Below are 14943 nucleotides of genomic sequence, written 5' to 3' on the forward strand. Positions count from 1 at the left end.
AGGGCTCCAGGTTTCTGCTGGAGCCCAGTGTGGAACCGGATTGGGGCGGCGGGGATAAGTGCGCCTAGACCATCGCCACGCTGCGCCGCTGGGTGAGGATGAAAGCGATGATGAAGCTGAGGCTCATCAGCAGCACGATGGTGGGCGCGGGCGCGCTGTCGAGGAAGAAGCTGAGATAGACCCCCAGGAGGCTGCAGGTGACCGAAATGGCGCTGGCCAGGAGCAGCATGACGCCGAAGCGGCGGGTGATGAGGAAGGCGATGGCGCCGGGCGCGATGAGCAGGGCGATGACCAGCACAATGCCCACCGCCTGCAGGGCGCCGACAATGGTGAGCGAGATGAGGGCGAGCAGGCCGTAATGCAGCAGGCGCACCGGCAGGCCGATGGCGCCGGCCTGTTGCGGATCGAAGATGAAGAGCATGAGATCGCGCCATTTGGCGGCGATCAGCGCGACCGCGACCAGGGCGATGATGCCGGCGGTGAGCAGATCGTCCTGGCCGACGCCCAGCATGTTGCCGAACAGGATATGGTCGAGATGCACATCGGTGCGGATGGCAGTGTAGAGGACGATGCCGAGGCCGAAGAGGCCGGCAAAGACCACGCCCATGATCGTATCTTCCTTGATGCGGCTATGTTCCTTGAGAAAGCCCACCGAGAGCGCGCAGACCATGCCGGCGGCAAAGGCGCCCAGGCCGAGCGGCAGACCCACGACATAGGCCAGGACCACGCCGGGCAGGACGGCATGGGAAATGGCGTCGCCCATCAGCGACCAGCCCTTGAGCACCAGGAAGCAGGAGAGCAGCGCCGTGGGCAGGGCGACCAGCACGGCGATGATCATGGCCTGGACCATGAAAGGCAATTGGAAGGGCCAGAGGGCCATTTCATACCATTCCATCAGGCCGTCTCCTCGGCAATGCGGCGGCGGGCGGCGAGCAGGCCGTGCTTGGGCGCGAAGACGAAAGCGGCCAGGAAAACCAGGGTCTGCAGCACGACGATGACCCCGCCGGTGGCGCCATCGAGGAAATAGGAGAGATAGGCGCCGATGAGCGAGGAGAAGACGCCGATGGCAATGGCGATGAGGATGAGACGGGGAAAGCGATCGGCGAGCAGATAGGCCGTGGCCCCCGGGGTGACGACCATGGCGATGACGAGGAAGGCGCCCACGGTCTGCATGGCGGCAACGGTGGCGGCGCTGAGCAGGGTGAAGAAGATCACCTTGAGCCAGGTCGTGCGCAGCCCGATCGAGCGGGCATGGCTTTCATCGAAGAAGGTGACCATCAAATCCTTCCAGATCACCGCCATGACCGCCAGCGTCACCACCGAGATCAGCACCAATTGCACGATATCCTCGGGCGTGATGGCCAGAATATTGCCCAGGACGATCGATTGCACATCGACGGCGGTGGGCGAGATGGAGACCATGAACAGGCCGAGCCCGAAAAAGCTGGTGAAGATCAGCCCGATCACCGCATCCTCGCGCAGCCGGCTGCGCTGGGACAGGAACAGCATGGCCCCGGCCGCCATGCCGCCCGAGAGAAAGGCGCCCAGCGAAAAGGGCAGGCCGAGCATATAGGCCCCGGCCACGCCGGGCACGATGGAATGGGACAGGGCGTCGCCGATCAGCGACCAGCCCTTGAGCATGAGATAGGCCGAAAGGAAGGCGCAGACGCCCCCGACCAGCGCCGAGACCCACATGGCGTTGATCATGTAGTGATAGGCAAAGGGTTCGAGCAGGAAATCGATCATTTGCCATTGCTCGATTGCTGGTGGGTTTCGCGGCCCTTCTCGCCGTAAAGAACCAGGGGCCGCTCGTCGTCGGTCAGCACCGAGAGATGACGCGGATCGTCGTCGTCATGCAGGCCGGGGCCGGACAGCACGAAATGGCGCAGCACGCCGCCAAAGGCCTCTTCCAGCTTGTCGCGGGTGAAAATCTCGGGCGTGGGACCATGGGCCAGGACCGTGCCCTTGACCAGGACCGTGCGGTCGCAGAATTCGGGCACCGAGCCCAGATTATGGGTGGAGACGAGGATGACCTTGCCCTCGTCGCGCAGGGCGCGCAATAGGGCGATGATGGCATCCTCGGTCTTGACGTCGACGCCGGTAAAGGGCTCGTCGAGCAGGATGACCTCGCCTTCCTGCGCCAGGGCGCGGGCCAGGAAGACGCGCTTCTTCTGCCCGCCCGAGAGTTCGCCGATCTGGCGCCTGGCGAATTCGGTCATGTTGACCCGCGCCAGGGCGGCGGCGACCTTGTCGCGATCGAGCGGCCGGGGGATGCGGAACAGGTTCATGTGGCCGAAGCGGCCCATCATCACCACATCCTCGACGAGGACCGGGAAATTCCAGTCCACTTCCTCCGATTGCGGCACATAGGCGACGAGGTTTCGCCGCTGGGCCTTGCGGCCGTCCTGGCCCAGAATGGTGATCGCCCCGCCAACCAGCGGCACGAAACCCATGATGGCCTTGAAAATGGTGGACTTGCCCGCGCCATTGACGCCCACCAGGGCGGTGATGGATCCGCGCGGCGAGGCAAAGCTGGCATGGCGCAAAGCCGTGGTGCCGTTGCGATAGGCGACGGTGATGTCCTTGACCGCGATGCCGGGCAATTCACTCATTCGGCAAGCCCCGCGGCTATGGTGCTGGTGGTGACGCGCAAGAGATCGAGATAGGTCGGCACTTCGCCATCCGGCTCGGAGAGCGAATCCACATAGAGCACGCCGCCATATTTTATCCCGGTCTCGCGCGCGACCTGCTCGGCGGGCTTGGGGGAAATGGTGGATTCGGAGAAGATCACGGGAATATCGTGCTCGCGCACCGCATCGATCACCTGGCGTACCTGGCGGGGCGTGCCCTGCTGATCGGCATTGATGGGCCAGAGATAGAGTTCCCTGAGGCCGAAATCGCGGGCGAGATAGGAAAAGGCGCCCTCGGAGGTGACCAGCCAGCGCCGTTCCTCGGGAATGGCCGCGAGGGCTTCGCGAATGGGTTCGACAGTCGCCGTGATCTCGGCCGCATAGGCGGCGGCATTGGCGGCATAGATGTCGGCATTGGCCGGATCGACCTCGGCAAAGGCGGCGCGGATGTTCTCGACATAGATCAGCGCGTCGGAAGGCGACATCCAGGCATGGGGATTGGGCCGGCCTTCATAGGGGCCCTCGCCGATGCCGATGGGCTCGATGCCCTCGGTCAGCACGACATTGGGCACATCGGGGAGATTATCGAGAAACTGCGCGAACCATTGCTCGAGATTGAGCCCGTTCCAGAGCACCAGATCGGCGTCCTGGGCAGCGACCAGGTCGCCGGGGGTGGGCTGGTAATTGTGAATCTCGGCGCCGGGCTTGGTGATGGAGACCACGTCGGCCGCATCGCCGGCCACATTGCGCGCCATATCGGCCAGGATAGTGAAGGACGTCACCGCCTTGACCCGCTCCTGGGCGGCAGCGGGAAAAACCAGCGTGGTGGACAGCAGCAGAAAGGCGAACAAACGACGATGCATGAAACTCTCCGGTCGAAACGATGATAGAGATAATGCAATTGCAAATCATTCGCAAGTGGATGCGTTCGAAGGCAAGTGAGGAGCGCCCCCGGAGCTGCGCCAGAGGGGGTGGCGATGGCACAATTTTCTTGCTGCGATCAGCCTCACGTCCTAAGCAACCTCATTTTGTAACTGAGGCGGGCCCGGTCCGCCGGATTGTGCGGAGCAGGGCCGAGACATGGTGAACAGGCTTGAGAAATTGGCTGCCTGGGCCGTACTCGGACTGCTGCTGATCGGTGCAGACCTGATCGGCAATCTGTCAGCCTATGGCTATAGCATTATTCTCCTGGCCAGCCTTCCGTTGATGCTGACCAGCCGGGACCGACGCAGCCGCATGATGCGGCTAGAATCGGTGTCCTATCTGCTGGCCTTCCTCCTGCTGCTGACCGCCTTCGTCTTATCGGCCCAGGCGGCCAGCGATGTGCAATATGCTGGCAATTTCCTCTTCTTCCTGATGTTCATGCCCGCTGTGTCCCTGCTCGCGGCCAATGCCGGGCCGAAGTCCAGCCTGATCTTTGCAAGTCTGGCGCTGCTGGGTGCGGCGTGTGCGCTGATATGGGCGATCTACGAGGTGAACATCCTGGGGGTGGCCCGGGTGGTTGGTTTCGTCAACTTAACCAACCCGTATGCCATGGCCGCCGTCATGCTTGGTTTTCTGGCCACGATGGGTTTTTTTGCCGGCAGGGGGATATCCCGCTTCGTGTTCCTGCTCGGCCCGGTTCTGGCTACGGGGACGGCCTTATTGGCCGGAACGCGCTCCGCCGTGGTCATGTTGGCCGGGCTAGGCGTGCTTTTCCTGGCTTTCTGGATATGGACCCTCAAGGGCCGATCCCGATTTCTGGCCGCAGGCACGGTGCTTGTTGGACTGATCCTGGCGATTGTGGTCTCGGTCGTCTTTGCGGACGATCTCCGGGCGCTCTCGGCCTTCAACACCATCGCCGTTTTCCTCGGGCAGGGCGAGGCAATCGACTATTCGACGGAAATTCGCCTCAACCTTTATTACGGGGGCCTGCAGGCCTTCCTTGAATCCCCGATCTTCGGGCATGGATGGTGGCACCACGTGGAGGCTGCCCGGCCCTATATGAGTCCGCAGGTGCAAGCCGACACGGTCAGGTGGTCGCATTTGCATAACGACTACGTGAATTTCGCCGCCCTGGCCGGCGTCATGGGCCTTCTTGCCTACCTCCTCTACATGGTCACGCCGATCATCGGCGCGACCCGTTCGCCTCGAGATAGTCAATACCTGCCGCGTCTGTACGGCGCCGCGGTGCTGGCCCTGTGCTACGCCATTTTTGGCCTGTTCGACACCAGCTTTTCCATGGAAGTCCTGCTCGGCTTCGGACCGGTCTGCGCCGCGGCCCTATTGGGCTTCTGCGTTGACGTCCCGTCCCGCCAGCGCCCAAAAGCGAACCTGACATGACCGCCAGATTCCATATCGCCCTGACCTTCGACGACAATTTCTGGGCGCCGGCCTATGCCACGATGCGCTCGGTATGCCTGTTCGCCCATCGCCGCGAAGCGCTGGTTTTCCACCTGTGCCACCGCACGCTAACGCCCGAACATCGCGCCGATATCGAAAGGATTACATCCGAGTTCCCGGTGACATTGCACTGGTACGACCTCGACCAGTCCGAAATGTTCCGCGATATCGCGGCACGCATGCCGGAGAACAAGCGTCTGTCCAATATCGTCTATGCGCGGCTGATGCTCGACCGGCTGGTCGGGCCGGCGGTCGAGCGCATCCTCTATCTGGACTGCGACATGCTGGTGCGCGACGATATCGGCTATCTCTTCGAGCTCGACCTCGGGGACAAAGCGATAGCCGCTGTACGCGACACTATCGGCGCCTTTATCACCGGCGGTCGCGACCTTAAGCGAAACCGCGATATCTTCGATCCCGCCGACTATTATTTCAATGCCGGCCTCGTGCTCATCGATGTCGCAAAATGGCGCGAGGCCGACATTATCGGCCAGATGGAACAGGCCTATGCAACCGGCGTCATGCAGCGCATCTATTACGACCAGGATCTGCTCAACCTGATCTTCAAGGACCAGTGGCTAAAGCTGGACTGGCGCTGGAACACTATCGACGCCCGCCACGCCCATGAAGGGCTCGATCCGGCCATCCTGCACTATACCGGGGAAAACAAGCCCTGGGGTATCTTCGCTGGCATGCTGCAATCGGTCGCCTATGCGCGGCTCTATCGGCACGTCATGACCAACGAACTCTTCTATCGCTTCGCACGGCATCGCTGGAAACAATGGTGGAAAAAGCGACTGAGATTGGGTCGCTAGAAAAGCGATGCCGGATCGAGGCCTTCATTGGCGCAGAGCGTGGCCAGGGCGCTGCCGGGTTCGGGCAGGGGCATTTCGGCGCGGCCGCGGTCGGTGAGCTGGCTGCGCCAGAGATGGATGCCGAGCGTTTCGGGCGTCACCGCCGCCTCCAGGCTGGATCCGGCGCGCATCAGCCCGGGAATATCCTCATAGGGGACGGGATAGAAGGTGGGCGAGGGCCGGACCAGATGGGTGAGGCCGTGGCGCTTGACATAATGGGTCAGCGCCATGGGGCCGGTGGCGCCATATTGCATGTGCTCGGGCGTGACGCGGTCTCCGAACAGACGCCGCAGCACCACTTCGGCGCGGCGCAGCGGCGACAGGTAAGGCTCGACCAGCGGGCGCGGCCCGTCGGCAAAGACGGCCTCGAGATCGTCGAGAATGGGTGCATCGGCGGGAATATGCAGCACCGCGCCATTGACCGAGCCGGGGCGTTCCCAGGCCATCAGATAATCGGGTGGCCCGGCGATGGGACGAACGCAATAGACATCGAGATCGGCATAGATGCCCAGGCCGGCGCGCAGGGCGGCATAGCGGAAATGATCGGAAAACACGCCGGGCGTGCCGCGGCCCTTGTAGAAAACCAGCTTTTCCCGCGGCAGCAGGCTAGCCGCATCGCGCCATTGCGCGCCGGCAGGCAGATCGGCAAGGGGGTCGTAGGAATGAACCAGGACCTCGTGGCCCTGGCGGAGGAAGGAGCGGATGCAGAGCACTTCCAGCCAGCTCAGCGGGCCATGCCAGAAGCTGACGATGGGGGGAAGGGTCATGTTGCCTCGGGACCAGTTTGCCGGGCTCTAGCACGATCCGGCGGAAACGGAAACGCCGCGCTCCGGAAAGCGCGGCGTGGCTGGCCATGCATGGGGTATCGCCGTCAATTGGCCGGAGCGCGGCGGCGATATTCGGAGGCCAGATAGATGGTAAGGAAGGCGAAGAGCGCGCCGATACCGACCTGCATCCAGTCGAATTTCTGCAGGAAATCGGTGACGAAAAGGGTGGAATTGAAGGCTTCCTGCCCTTCCCAGACGCGGTCGAGGTGATCGAGGGATACCGGCATCTGGCTGCGATATTCGAGATAGGCCGAGGTTTTGGTGGCGAAGGGATGCACGCCGCCCAGCGTCACCCATTCCAGCGCCGAGATCACCGTGGGCAGCAGCAGCGTCAGCGGAATGGCCCAGCGGCCGACCACGCTGCCCATGGCGCCGACCAGGGCGATATAGGGCAGGTACCAGAGCAGGGCGCAGACCATGATGACGAGAAAGACCAGCGCCATCTGCAGATAGATGGTTGCGATGCTGCCCAGGAGCGTGGCGCTGCCCAGCCCGGCCACCATGGTGGTCACATAGGCGACGCCGAACATCAGCAGGATGCTGAGCAGGGCGACGGCAAAGATCGAGCCGGGCAGGATGGTCAGCGCGGCCGCCAGCTTGCTCAGCAGCACCTTGAGATCGGAAACCGGCATGGATTTCCAGAACAGCATGGCATTGTTGCGCTTGTCGGCGGCGAAGCCATCGGCGCAATAGAAGAACAGCACGAAGCCCAGATAGGCCAGCCAGGCCGCCGCGAGCCCGGCAAAGCCGGCCTCGAAGACCCAGGTGGGCACCACGGTCAGCAATTGCCCGGAAAAGCGGGTATCGAGCCGGTCGACGCTGAAGGCGAGCAGGGTCAGGGCGAAGACGATGGCCACGAGAACCAGCGGAGCAATGAGAAAGGCGCCGCGATGCTCGATATATTCGCGGTGCATGAGGGCGAAGAAGGCCTTCATCGGGCGGTCTCCGGATTGGCGCTGGATCGCTGCATCAGGGCAACGAAGAGATCGGACATGGTGGGGGTGGAGACCCGGCCGAACGGCTCGAGCAGGGCGCGATCGACCCCATCATAGATCATCACCGTCTGGCCGAAGCGGGTTTCCTCATAGACCGGGCCCAGCGCCCGCGCCTGGTCCTGATGCTCGGGCTCGTTGACGACGAGCTGGGAGAATTTCTCGCTCACCGTCTCCATCTGCATGTGCAGAATCAATTCGCCATCGCGGATGAACATGATGTCGGAGAGCATGAATTCGATCTCGTCCACCTGGTGGGTGGTGATGATCAGGGTGCGCTCCTCGGTCATGTAATCTTCGAGCAGGCGCCGGTAGAAACGCTTGCGATAGGTGATGTCGAGGCCCAGGGTCGGCTCGTCGAGCACCAAGAGCTTGGCGTCGATGGCCATGACCACCGCCAGATGCAATTGCGCGATCATGCCCTTGGACAGGGTGCGGATTTTCATTTCCGGCCGGATATCGGTGCCTTCGAGGAAGGAACGGGCCTTTTCCGGGCTGAAATTGGGGTGGATATTGGTGAGCAGGGCGAAGAGCTCGCGCACCCTGAGGAAGCGCGGCAGGCTGGCCACATCGGAAATGAAGGCGACATTTTCCATGAGCTGGGCGCGGCGGGCGAAGGGATCTTCGCCGAGCACCCGGATAGTGCCCTCATAGGAGGTGAGGCCCAGCATGGCATTGAGCGTCGTGGTCTTGCCGGCGCCGTTATGGCCGATCAGGCCATAGATGCGGCCGGGGGGAATGTCGAAATCCAGGCCATGCAGGATCTGCTTGCGGCCGAAGCTCTTCTTGAGGCCGCGCGCGGAGACGATGGGCTCGGCGGAGGGGGAAAGATCGGTCATTTCTGCGCCTCTTGGGGCTTTTGTGCTGAACTGAGCAGGCTTTGGAGGTCCAGTTCCAGCGTCTTGATCTGGGCGGCGATGCGCGGCCAGTCTTCCGCCAGGAACTTGTCGCGTTCATGCGCCAGAAGCTTTTCCCGCGCGCCATTGGTGACGAACATGCCCAGACCCCTTCGTTTTTCCACCACGCCGATATCGACCAGCGCCTCGAAGGCCTTGGTGACCGTCAAAGGATTGACCGAGAGTTCGCCCGCAATCTGGCGAACCGAGGGCAGGGCATCGCCCTCCCCCACCTGCCGGCGCAGGATCATCCCGATCAGCCTTTGCCGGATCTGCACGAAGATCGGCTGGCTGGTGTGAAAATCATCCATGTGTTTTGCCTGTATAGTGTGCTGTATACCTAGCACACCATGACAGTATGTCAAGAGCGGGTCGGCGGGGGGATCAGCCCACGAGGACGGGATTGTCGCAGCGCACGGCGTGGACGCGGATATCGGCCTCGCCGATGCCCAGGCCCAGGGTGGCGAGCACGCCATTGACGGTGAGGTCGAGAACGGGGCCCAGCGGGGCCAGCAACGCGCCCAGGGCCTTGACGATGGCCGATTCCGATCCCAGGCCGAGGCTAATGCCGAGAATTTGCGGCTCGATGTGCAGGTTGCTGAAAAGGGAGCCGAAAAGCGAGGAGGCAATCGTGGTGGTGCGCGCGGTCTTAAGCACGCCGACGGCGATATCGGGCGAGGAAAAATCGAGCAGGATTGGATTGGACTGGGCAATCTCGATCATGCCGGCGGCATTGACGCGCAACAGCAGCAAGACATCGATCAGCCGCACCGGCGCCAGGGCCGGGGTGGAACCGAAATTGGCGAGGCTGGCATCGCTCATCTCTCCCAGGGCCAGGCGCAGGGCGCCGGGGCGCACCGCGATGCTGGCCTTCCCCTTGGGCGCGGCAGCCGTTGGACAGATGGCAGCCGCGACTATGGCTTCGGAATGGGCGAGATCGAGCCAGAGCGGCACCTTGACCCCGGCGCTCCCGAGAATGGTGCCGCCCAGCAATTCGACGCGCAGGCGCAGGCGGAGCTGGGCCGTGCGCAGCACGGTGCCCTGGGGGCCGATGGCGGCCCAGCCGCCGCCCTGGGGCGGTTCCCCCACGCGCAGGGAAAGCTCCAGCTTGACGAGGCCCGGCAGGCTGGCGCCGAGCGGCAGCGAGATCATGTTCTTGCCATCTGCGATGGCGGCGGCGCCGGTCAGCAGGTCGAGCACGGAAAAATTGATGCCCGCGCCGCCCGAGCCGATCTGGTGCCGGCCCATCGTGCCCAGGGCGATCAGCTTGCCGATCGACACCATATTGCCCTGACCCGAGCCGCCGAGCGCCGCGAGAGCGGTGCGCGCGGTGCCATTGGTGAGACTCGCCAGCGCCCGGGCTATGGTGCCGGCGCCGGCCCGCATGGCCAGGAGATCATCGTAAGAGCCGGCGGTGACGCCCAATTGCTGGGCCAAGGCGTCGAGGAACGAGAAGGCATCGATCCGCGCATCGGCCAGGGCGCGATAATCGAGGGCGTTGAGCGAGATCGTCGTGCCCAGGAGCGAGGAGAGCACGGAATTGACCAGGCCGCCATTGAGGCTGGCGAGGCGGGAGCCGACGGAAAAGGCGACCTGGGGCGTCACCGCCGCCACACCCCGCGCCCCGATGCGGAGCGATGGCGCGAAACTGGCGGCGAAATGGAGCTCGCCCGGCCGTTCGAGCTGGACTTCCACCGCGTTGAGGGGCGTGGCGCCGGGACGGAAGCGCTGGCCGATATCGGCGATGGCAGGATCGTAATGGCCAGTGGTGACGCGGAGCCCCTCCGTGCCGGCCTCGGGGAGGAGCCGGGCTTCGGCCAGCACGGAGCGGGCGATCTCGGCGGCCCGGGAGGGATCGGACGCCGCCGAGATGGCTGCCAGGTCGACCCCGGCCTGCAAGTGCCGCCGCGCGTGGTAGAGCGAAGCGGCATCCACCGCCAGGGCCGAAACCAGGGCGGAGAGGGTGAAACCGAAAGCAAAGAGCAGGGCCATATTTCCCCGCTCGTCTCGCCGGAACCGATGCCAGATCATAGGCCGCCCCGGCGAATGGTCGCTCCATGCACGATCTGCGTGCTGGGCAGCGGCAGGGGCGGATAGAGGTTCCAGATCGGCAGATCGCCGGCATCGTACCGGAGCTCGATCCGGTATTGGTCGGGATTGTCCGGGGCCACCGCGATATCGAAATCGAGCCTCTGCGGATCGATCAGCATATAGGTGGCCGCATTGCGGCTGAGATAATCCGCAGCCAATCGCCGCCCTTCGGCCACGTTGATCCCGGCAATGGCGGTGCGGGCGGCATCGGCTGCCAATTGCTGCAAGGCATGGGCGGCACCGAAATAGATACCGTAGGCGAGCATGCCGGTAAGCATCAGCAAAAAAACCGGCGTCAGAATAGCAAACTCGATGACGGCCGTGCCACGAATATCGCGACACAACTCCCTGGAGCGCAAGATCATCTAGACCTCCCGCATGTTTTACTTGATGCGAGCAGTCTTCTCCCGCTTCGTGAACACTTCATGAAAGGTTACGCCACGTATTGACACTTAGTGCTCGGGATTATTTGGGGGCAGGCATTTGTGTGCTATCTGCCTGCGGATCGTGCCGGCGGCACAGCGTTACGAAGACCCTGATGATGGCGCGCGACTATCTTTTTTCCTCCAGCCAGGGCGACACTGCCCTGACGCGGCTGATCGCCACCGCCGAGAAGGCCACCGGCTTCATGAAGGGGGCGCCCGGCGAGCCCCTGCCCGGCTGGCACCGGCCGGGCCAGGACAATCGCGGCTTTCTGGAACAGCTCTATCGCCGGCTCGAAGCCAGCTATCCGCAAGCGGGGCCGCCCTTCTATGCGGTTCGGCTCTATACCAATCTCACCTGGCAACCGGCCTATCTGGCGGTCATCGCCGTGCATCTGCATGGCGCCCTGCCCGATCTCGGGAGCCTGGCGCAGAACCAGCGCGGCATCTATGTCGACGGCTATCGGCTGGCGCCGGGGCCACAGCACCGGGACGAGACGGAGGCGCTGATCGCCCGGGCCGGGGCGGAATTGCGCGCCTTTGCCGACGGCATTTTCACCGAGGTCAATGCGGTCACCCGGCTCAGGCCGGTGCCGGCGCTGCGCCTGCTCGCCGAGCGCATGCTGGGATTGATGGTGCGGCTGCGCCATTTCCAGCCGCATCTGGGCCTTGGCGAGCAACAACGCTTCTGCGCCCTGTGGCTGGAGGCCATGGGGCTCACGGGCCATGGCGATCTCGAAGTGATCGCGCTGCCCGACGGGCGAGACGTGGCCATCGTCAACCGCAAGGGATGCTGCCTCGATTACCTGGCCATGCCGGAGACGCTGTGCGCCTCCTGCCCCAAGCAGAAGAAGGCTTTGCGCATTGCCCGGCAGCGGGACAATGCCATGGCGGAACTGGAAACGCGGCAGGATTGACCCCCGGGCCGGGCCCGAGGGTCGCCATGCCTATTCGGCCGCCTGCTTTTCCTGCTCACTGCGCTGGTCGGTAATGGCCAGCGGCTCGGCCGGACCATCCTTCTTGCGGCGGATGCGCAGGCGCTTGATGCGGCGGCTGTCGGCGGCGAGGATCTCGAACTCGAATCCATCGAGCCCGTCGATGCGCTCGCTGCGCTTGGGCACATGGCCGGCGAGATTGAAGACCAGACCGCCGATCGTATCGACGTCCTCGCCATATTCACCGGGATCGAAATCCGGACCGATCAGGCTGCGGACATCGTCGAGCTCGGCCCGGGCATTGGCGATATAGACGCCTTCCCCGACGCGGCGGATCAGGGCCGCCTCGGCCACGTCATGCTCGTCCTCGATCTCGCCCACCACCGCTTCGAGCAGATCCTCGATGGTGACCAGGCCGTCCGTGCCGCCATATTCGTCGACCACGATGGCCATATGGGTGCGGCTGGCGCGCATCTGCTGGAGCAGGTCGGCAGCCGGCATGAAGGTGGGCACGAACATGGCCGGCCGGGCAATACCCAGCTTGCCGATCTTCTGCCGCAGCGTTGCCGAGAGCAGTTTGACCGGCACTTCCTTTTCGGGGTCGTTGACCGGCTCGGTGATCCGGGCCAGGGCATCCTTGATGTGGATGAAGCCCTTGATGTCGTCCAGGCCCTCGTCATAGACGGGCAGGCGCGAATGGCCGACCTGGCGGAACTTGGCCAGGAGCGTGCCCAGATTGATGTCGGATTGCACCGCCTGGATGTCGGAGCGCTCGACCATCACGTCGTCGACCGACACCTTGGAGAGCTTCAGCACGTTCTGCAGGATCGCGCGCTCGCTCTCGGAGAAATCGCCGGTTTCGGCGCTGCCATTGTCCTCCAGAGCCACTTGCAGATCGTCGCGCAGGGAGACCGTGCGCAGGGCCAAGAGGCCCTTGATCCGGTGCAAGAGGCTCGGCCCCCGCGACGCGGCGGGGGCGGAACTAGAGGGAGGTTCTGGGTTTTCGGCCACCCGCGGGGCCATGTTACTGTCGCTGTCGGTCATCATCTCGTGCCGCGAAATCACGGCTCTTGGTGTCCATTGGGACGAAAATGCCCCTGAAGGTCAGGGGTTCCTGACGGTTTTGTCAATCGGCATAGGGATCATCTATCCCCAGCCCCGCCAATATCTGGGTTTCCAGGCCCTCCATTTGAAGGGCCTCGTCTTCCTCGAGGTGATCATAACCCAGAATGTGCAAAAATCCATGCACCATGAGATGGGTGAAATGATCGTCCAGGCTCTTGCCGAGATCGGCGGCCTCGCGCTCGAGCGTTTCGCGCGCCAGGGTGATATCGCCCAACAGCCCCATGACCGGGCCGAAAGGCTCGATCTGGGGAAAGCTCAACACATTGGTGGCGCTGTCTTTTCCGCGCCATTGGGCATTGAGCTCCCGCTGCTCCGCGTCATCGGTGAGGAGGACCGAAATTTCGGCCGCGCCCTTGATCCTGGCTCCCGCGCCGGCAAAAGCAGCCAGGACGGCTTTTTCGGCCAGGCTGTCGAAGTGATCGGGCCAGCCCTCCGCATTGCGGATGACGGCGATTTCCAAAGGGGGCGATGACGGCATGGATCGGCGGCTCAGCTCCGGGGCAAGGTGCCCAATGTCCGCGCCAGGCCCTCGGTATCGCCCTCCTTGCGGGCGAGCCGGCGCATGGCATCCTGCTCATAGGCCCGCACGATCCGTCCGACAAGCGCGTGGCGCACCACATCCTTGTCGCCGAAGCGCGACACATGCACGCCCTCGACCCCGTCGAGCAGGTTGACGGCCTCGACCAGCCCGGATTTCTCGCCCCGCGGCAGATCGACCTGGGTGGGGTCGCCGGTGACGATCATCTTGGAATTCTCGCCCAGGCGGGTGAGGAACATCTTCATCTGCATCGAGGTGGTGTTCTGCGCCTCGTCCAGGATGACCACGGCATTGGAGAGCGTGCGCCCGCGCATGAAGGCCAGGGGCGCGACCTCGATAATGCCCGAGGTGATGCAGCGCTCGACATTTTCCGGCTTCATCATGTCGTAGAGCGCGTCGTAGAGCGGGCGCAGATAGGGATCGACCTTTTCCTTCATGTCCCCGGGCAGGAAGCCCAGGCGCTCTCCGGCCTCGACGGCCGGACGCGAAAGGATGATGCGGTTGATGTCGCCGCGTTCGAGCAGGGAAGCGGCATGGGCGACGGCCAGATAGGTCTTGCCGGTACCGGCCGGGCCGATGCCGAAGACCAGCTCGCTCCGCTCCATGGCGCGCATATAGGCGTCCTGGGCCGGGGTGCGGGCGACAATGGTGGATTTGCGCGTGGCGATCTGGGCCATGCGCACCTTGCCCTTGCGCTCCAGCGTGGGCAGGGTGAGCTGGCTGTCCTCGGTCTCGATCATGCGGATGACGGCATCGACATCGGCAATGTCGATGCTGCGGCCTTCCTCGAGATTGGCATAGAGCGATTCCAGCACGCGGCGCGCCTGATCGACCTTGGAGGCCGCGCCCTTGAGCAGCACATGATTGCCGCGCGGCGTGGCCGAGACGGCGAGGCGCTGTTCGATCAGGGCAAGGTTCTGGTCGAAATCGCCATAGAGCTGGGCTGCCAGGCGATTGTCTTCAAAGGCGAGTTCGAGTTGCGATGCAAGGGCGTTATCGGCGGTTGGTGGCAAGTGCCTGCTCAAACTTTCTCGGCTCCCGAAGGGGGCGAAGCGGAGCGCGTCGCCCATGCTGTAACGACGCTAGGATGATTTGCGTTCGCTGTCTGTAGATATTTTGTGACGCTCGCGCCAGATCGCAAGGGCGAACCGGGTGAAAGCGCCGGGGCTGCGTGGCCGGTCCCTTCGGGCAGGCCCTTTCGCCGGACGGCTCAAAAACCTCCGGGTTTGAAACGTCGATGGAAGCCCCGAG

At 63.7% G+C, this 14943-nt stretch carries 16 protein-coding genes; 3 read left to right on the forward strand and 13 right to left on the reverse strand.

The window, feature by feature from the left end; genetic code table 11:
* Nucleotides 1-64: 64 nt before the first annotated feature.
* From A3840_RS11290 to A3840_RS11305, 4 genes are read right to left on the reverse strand one after another with little or no spacing between them, the layout of a single operon-like run.
* On the reverse strand, nucleotides 65-895 hold the full coding sequence (locus A3840_RS11290; protein WP_067456445.1) for a metal ABC transporter permease: 831 nt from the start codon (nucleotides 893-895) through the stop codon (nucleotides 65-67).
* Nucleotides 895-1746, reverse strand: a complete 852-nt coding sequence (locus A3840_RS11295; protein WP_067456448.1) for a metal ABC transporter permease — start codon at nucleotides 1744-1746, stop codon at nucleotides 895-897. Before A3840_RS11295 ends, A3840_RS11290 begins: the two co-directional genes overlap by 1 nt.
* Nucleotides 1743-2612, reverse strand: coding sequence for a manganese/iron ABC transporter ATP-binding protein (locus A3840_RS11300; RefSeq protein WP_067456451.1), 870 nt, complete (start codon nucleotides 2610-2612; stop codon nucleotides 1743-1745). The genes A3840_RS11295 and A3840_RS11300 overlap by 4 nt, the downstream gene beginning before the upstream one ends.
* Nucleotides 2609-3493, reverse strand: a complete 885-nt coding sequence (locus A3840_RS11305; protein WP_067456454.1) for a metal ABC transporter substrate-binding protein — start codon at nucleotides 3491-3493, stop codon at nucleotides 2609-2611. Before A3840_RS11305 ends, A3840_RS11300 begins: the two co-directional genes overlap by 4 nt.
* Before the next feature lie 217 nt (nucleotides 3494-3710).
* Between A3840_RS11305 and A3840_RS11310 the strand changes: the two genes are divergently transcribed.
* Both A3840_RS11310 and A3840_RS11315 read left to right on the forward strand, forming a co-directional pair.
* Nucleotides 3711-4952, forward strand: a complete 1242-nt coding sequence (locus tag A3840_RS11310; protein WP_067456457.1) for an O-antigen ligase family protein — start codon at nucleotides 3711-3713, stop codon at nucleotides 4950-4952.
* Nucleotides 4949-5827, forward strand: coding sequence for a glycosyltransferase family 8 protein (locus A3840_RS11315; protein ID WP_067456460.1), 879 nt, complete (start codon nucleotides 4949-4951; stop codon nucleotides 5825-5827). Before A3840_RS11310 ends, A3840_RS11315 begins: the two co-directional genes overlap by 4 nt.
* On the opposite strand, the gene A3840_RS11320 is transcribed toward A3840_RS11315, so the two are convergent.
* From A3840_RS11320 to A3840_RS11345, 6 genes are all read right to left on the reverse strand, one after another.
* Complete coding sequence (locus tag A3840_RS11320; RefSeq protein WP_067456463.1) at nucleotides 5824-6633, reverse strand: hypothetical protein; 810 nt, start codon at nucleotides 6631-6633, stop codon at nucleotides 5824-5826. The genes A3840_RS11315 and A3840_RS11320 overlap by 4 nt on opposite strands.
* 104 nt (nucleotides 6634-6737) lie before the next feature.
* Entirely contained in the window at nucleotides 6738-7628 is an 891-nt protein-coding gene (locus A3840_RS11325; protein ID WP_067456466.1) for a hypothetical protein, read from the reverse strand.
* Nucleotides 7625-8524, reverse strand: a complete 900-nt coding sequence (locus A3840_RS11330) for an ABC transporter ATP-binding protein (protein WP_067456469.1) — start codon at nucleotides 8522-8524, stop codon at nucleotides 7625-7627. Before A3840_RS11330 ends, A3840_RS11325 begins: the two co-directional genes overlap by 4 nt.
* The gene (locus A3840_RS11335; RefSeq protein WP_067456472.1) at nucleotides 8521-8892 is read right to left on the reverse strand and encodes a GntR family transcriptional regulator; all 372 of its coding nucleotides are present in this window, start codon (nucleotides 8890-8892) and stop codon (nucleotides 8521-8523) included. The genes A3840_RS11330 and A3840_RS11335 overlap by 4 nt, the downstream gene beginning before the upstream one ends.
* A 73-nt stretch (nucleotides 8893-8965) precedes the next feature.
* On the reverse strand, nucleotides 8966-10573 hold the full coding sequence (locus A3840_RS11340) for a TadG family pilus assembly protein (protein ID WP_165603171.1): 1608 nt from the start codon (nucleotides 10571-10573) through the stop codon (nucleotides 8966-8968).
* A gap of 35 nt (nucleotides 10574-10608) precedes the next feature.
* Nucleotides 10609-11037, reverse strand: coding sequence for a TadE family protein (locus A3840_RS11345; RefSeq protein WP_067456478.1), 429 nt, complete (start codon nucleotides 11035-11037; stop codon nucleotides 10609-10611).
* 173 nt (nucleotides 11038-11210) lie between these two features.
* Here A3840_RS11345 and A3840_RS11350 point away from each other — a divergent pair, with 173 nt between their 5' ends.
* On the forward strand, nucleotides 11211-12011 hold the full coding sequence (locus tag A3840_RS11350) for a siderophore ferric iron reductase (RefSeq protein WP_067456481.1): 801 nt from the start codon (nucleotides 11211-11213) through the stop codon (nucleotides 12009-12011).
* A 30-nt stretch (nucleotides 12012-12041) separates the two neighbouring features.
* On the opposite strand, the gene A3840_RS11355 is transcribed toward A3840_RS11350, so the two are convergent.
* From A3840_RS11355 to A3840_RS11365, 3 genes are all read right to left on the reverse strand, one after another.
* Nucleotides 12042-12977 (reverse strand): hemolysin family protein, encoded by a 936-nt coding sequence (locus tag A3840_RS11355; RefSeq protein ID WP_245676600.1) that lies wholly within the window; start codon nucleotides 12975-12977, stop codon nucleotides 12042-12044.
* Nucleotides 12978-13155: 178 nt separating this feature from the next.
* Entirely contained in the window at nucleotides 13156-13632 is a 477-nt protein-coding gene (ybeY, locus tag A3840_RS11360; RefSeq protein WP_067456484.1) for an rRNA maturation RNase YbeY, read from the reverse strand.
* A gap of 11 nt (nucleotides 13633-13643) precedes the next feature.
* Nucleotides 13644-14762 carry a PhoH family protein gene (locus A3840_RS11365; RefSeq protein ID WP_082903834.1) on the reverse strand — a complete coding sequence of 373 codons (1119 nt, stop codon included), beginning with the start codon at nucleotides 14760-14762 and terminating at the stop codon, nucleotides 13644-13646.
* Nucleotides 14763-14943: the final 181 nt, after the last annotated feature.

Source organism: Devosia elaeis (assembly GCF_001650025.1).
GTDB lineage: Bacteria > Pseudomonadota > Alphaproteobacteria > Rhizobiales > Devosiaceae > Devosia > Devosia elaeis.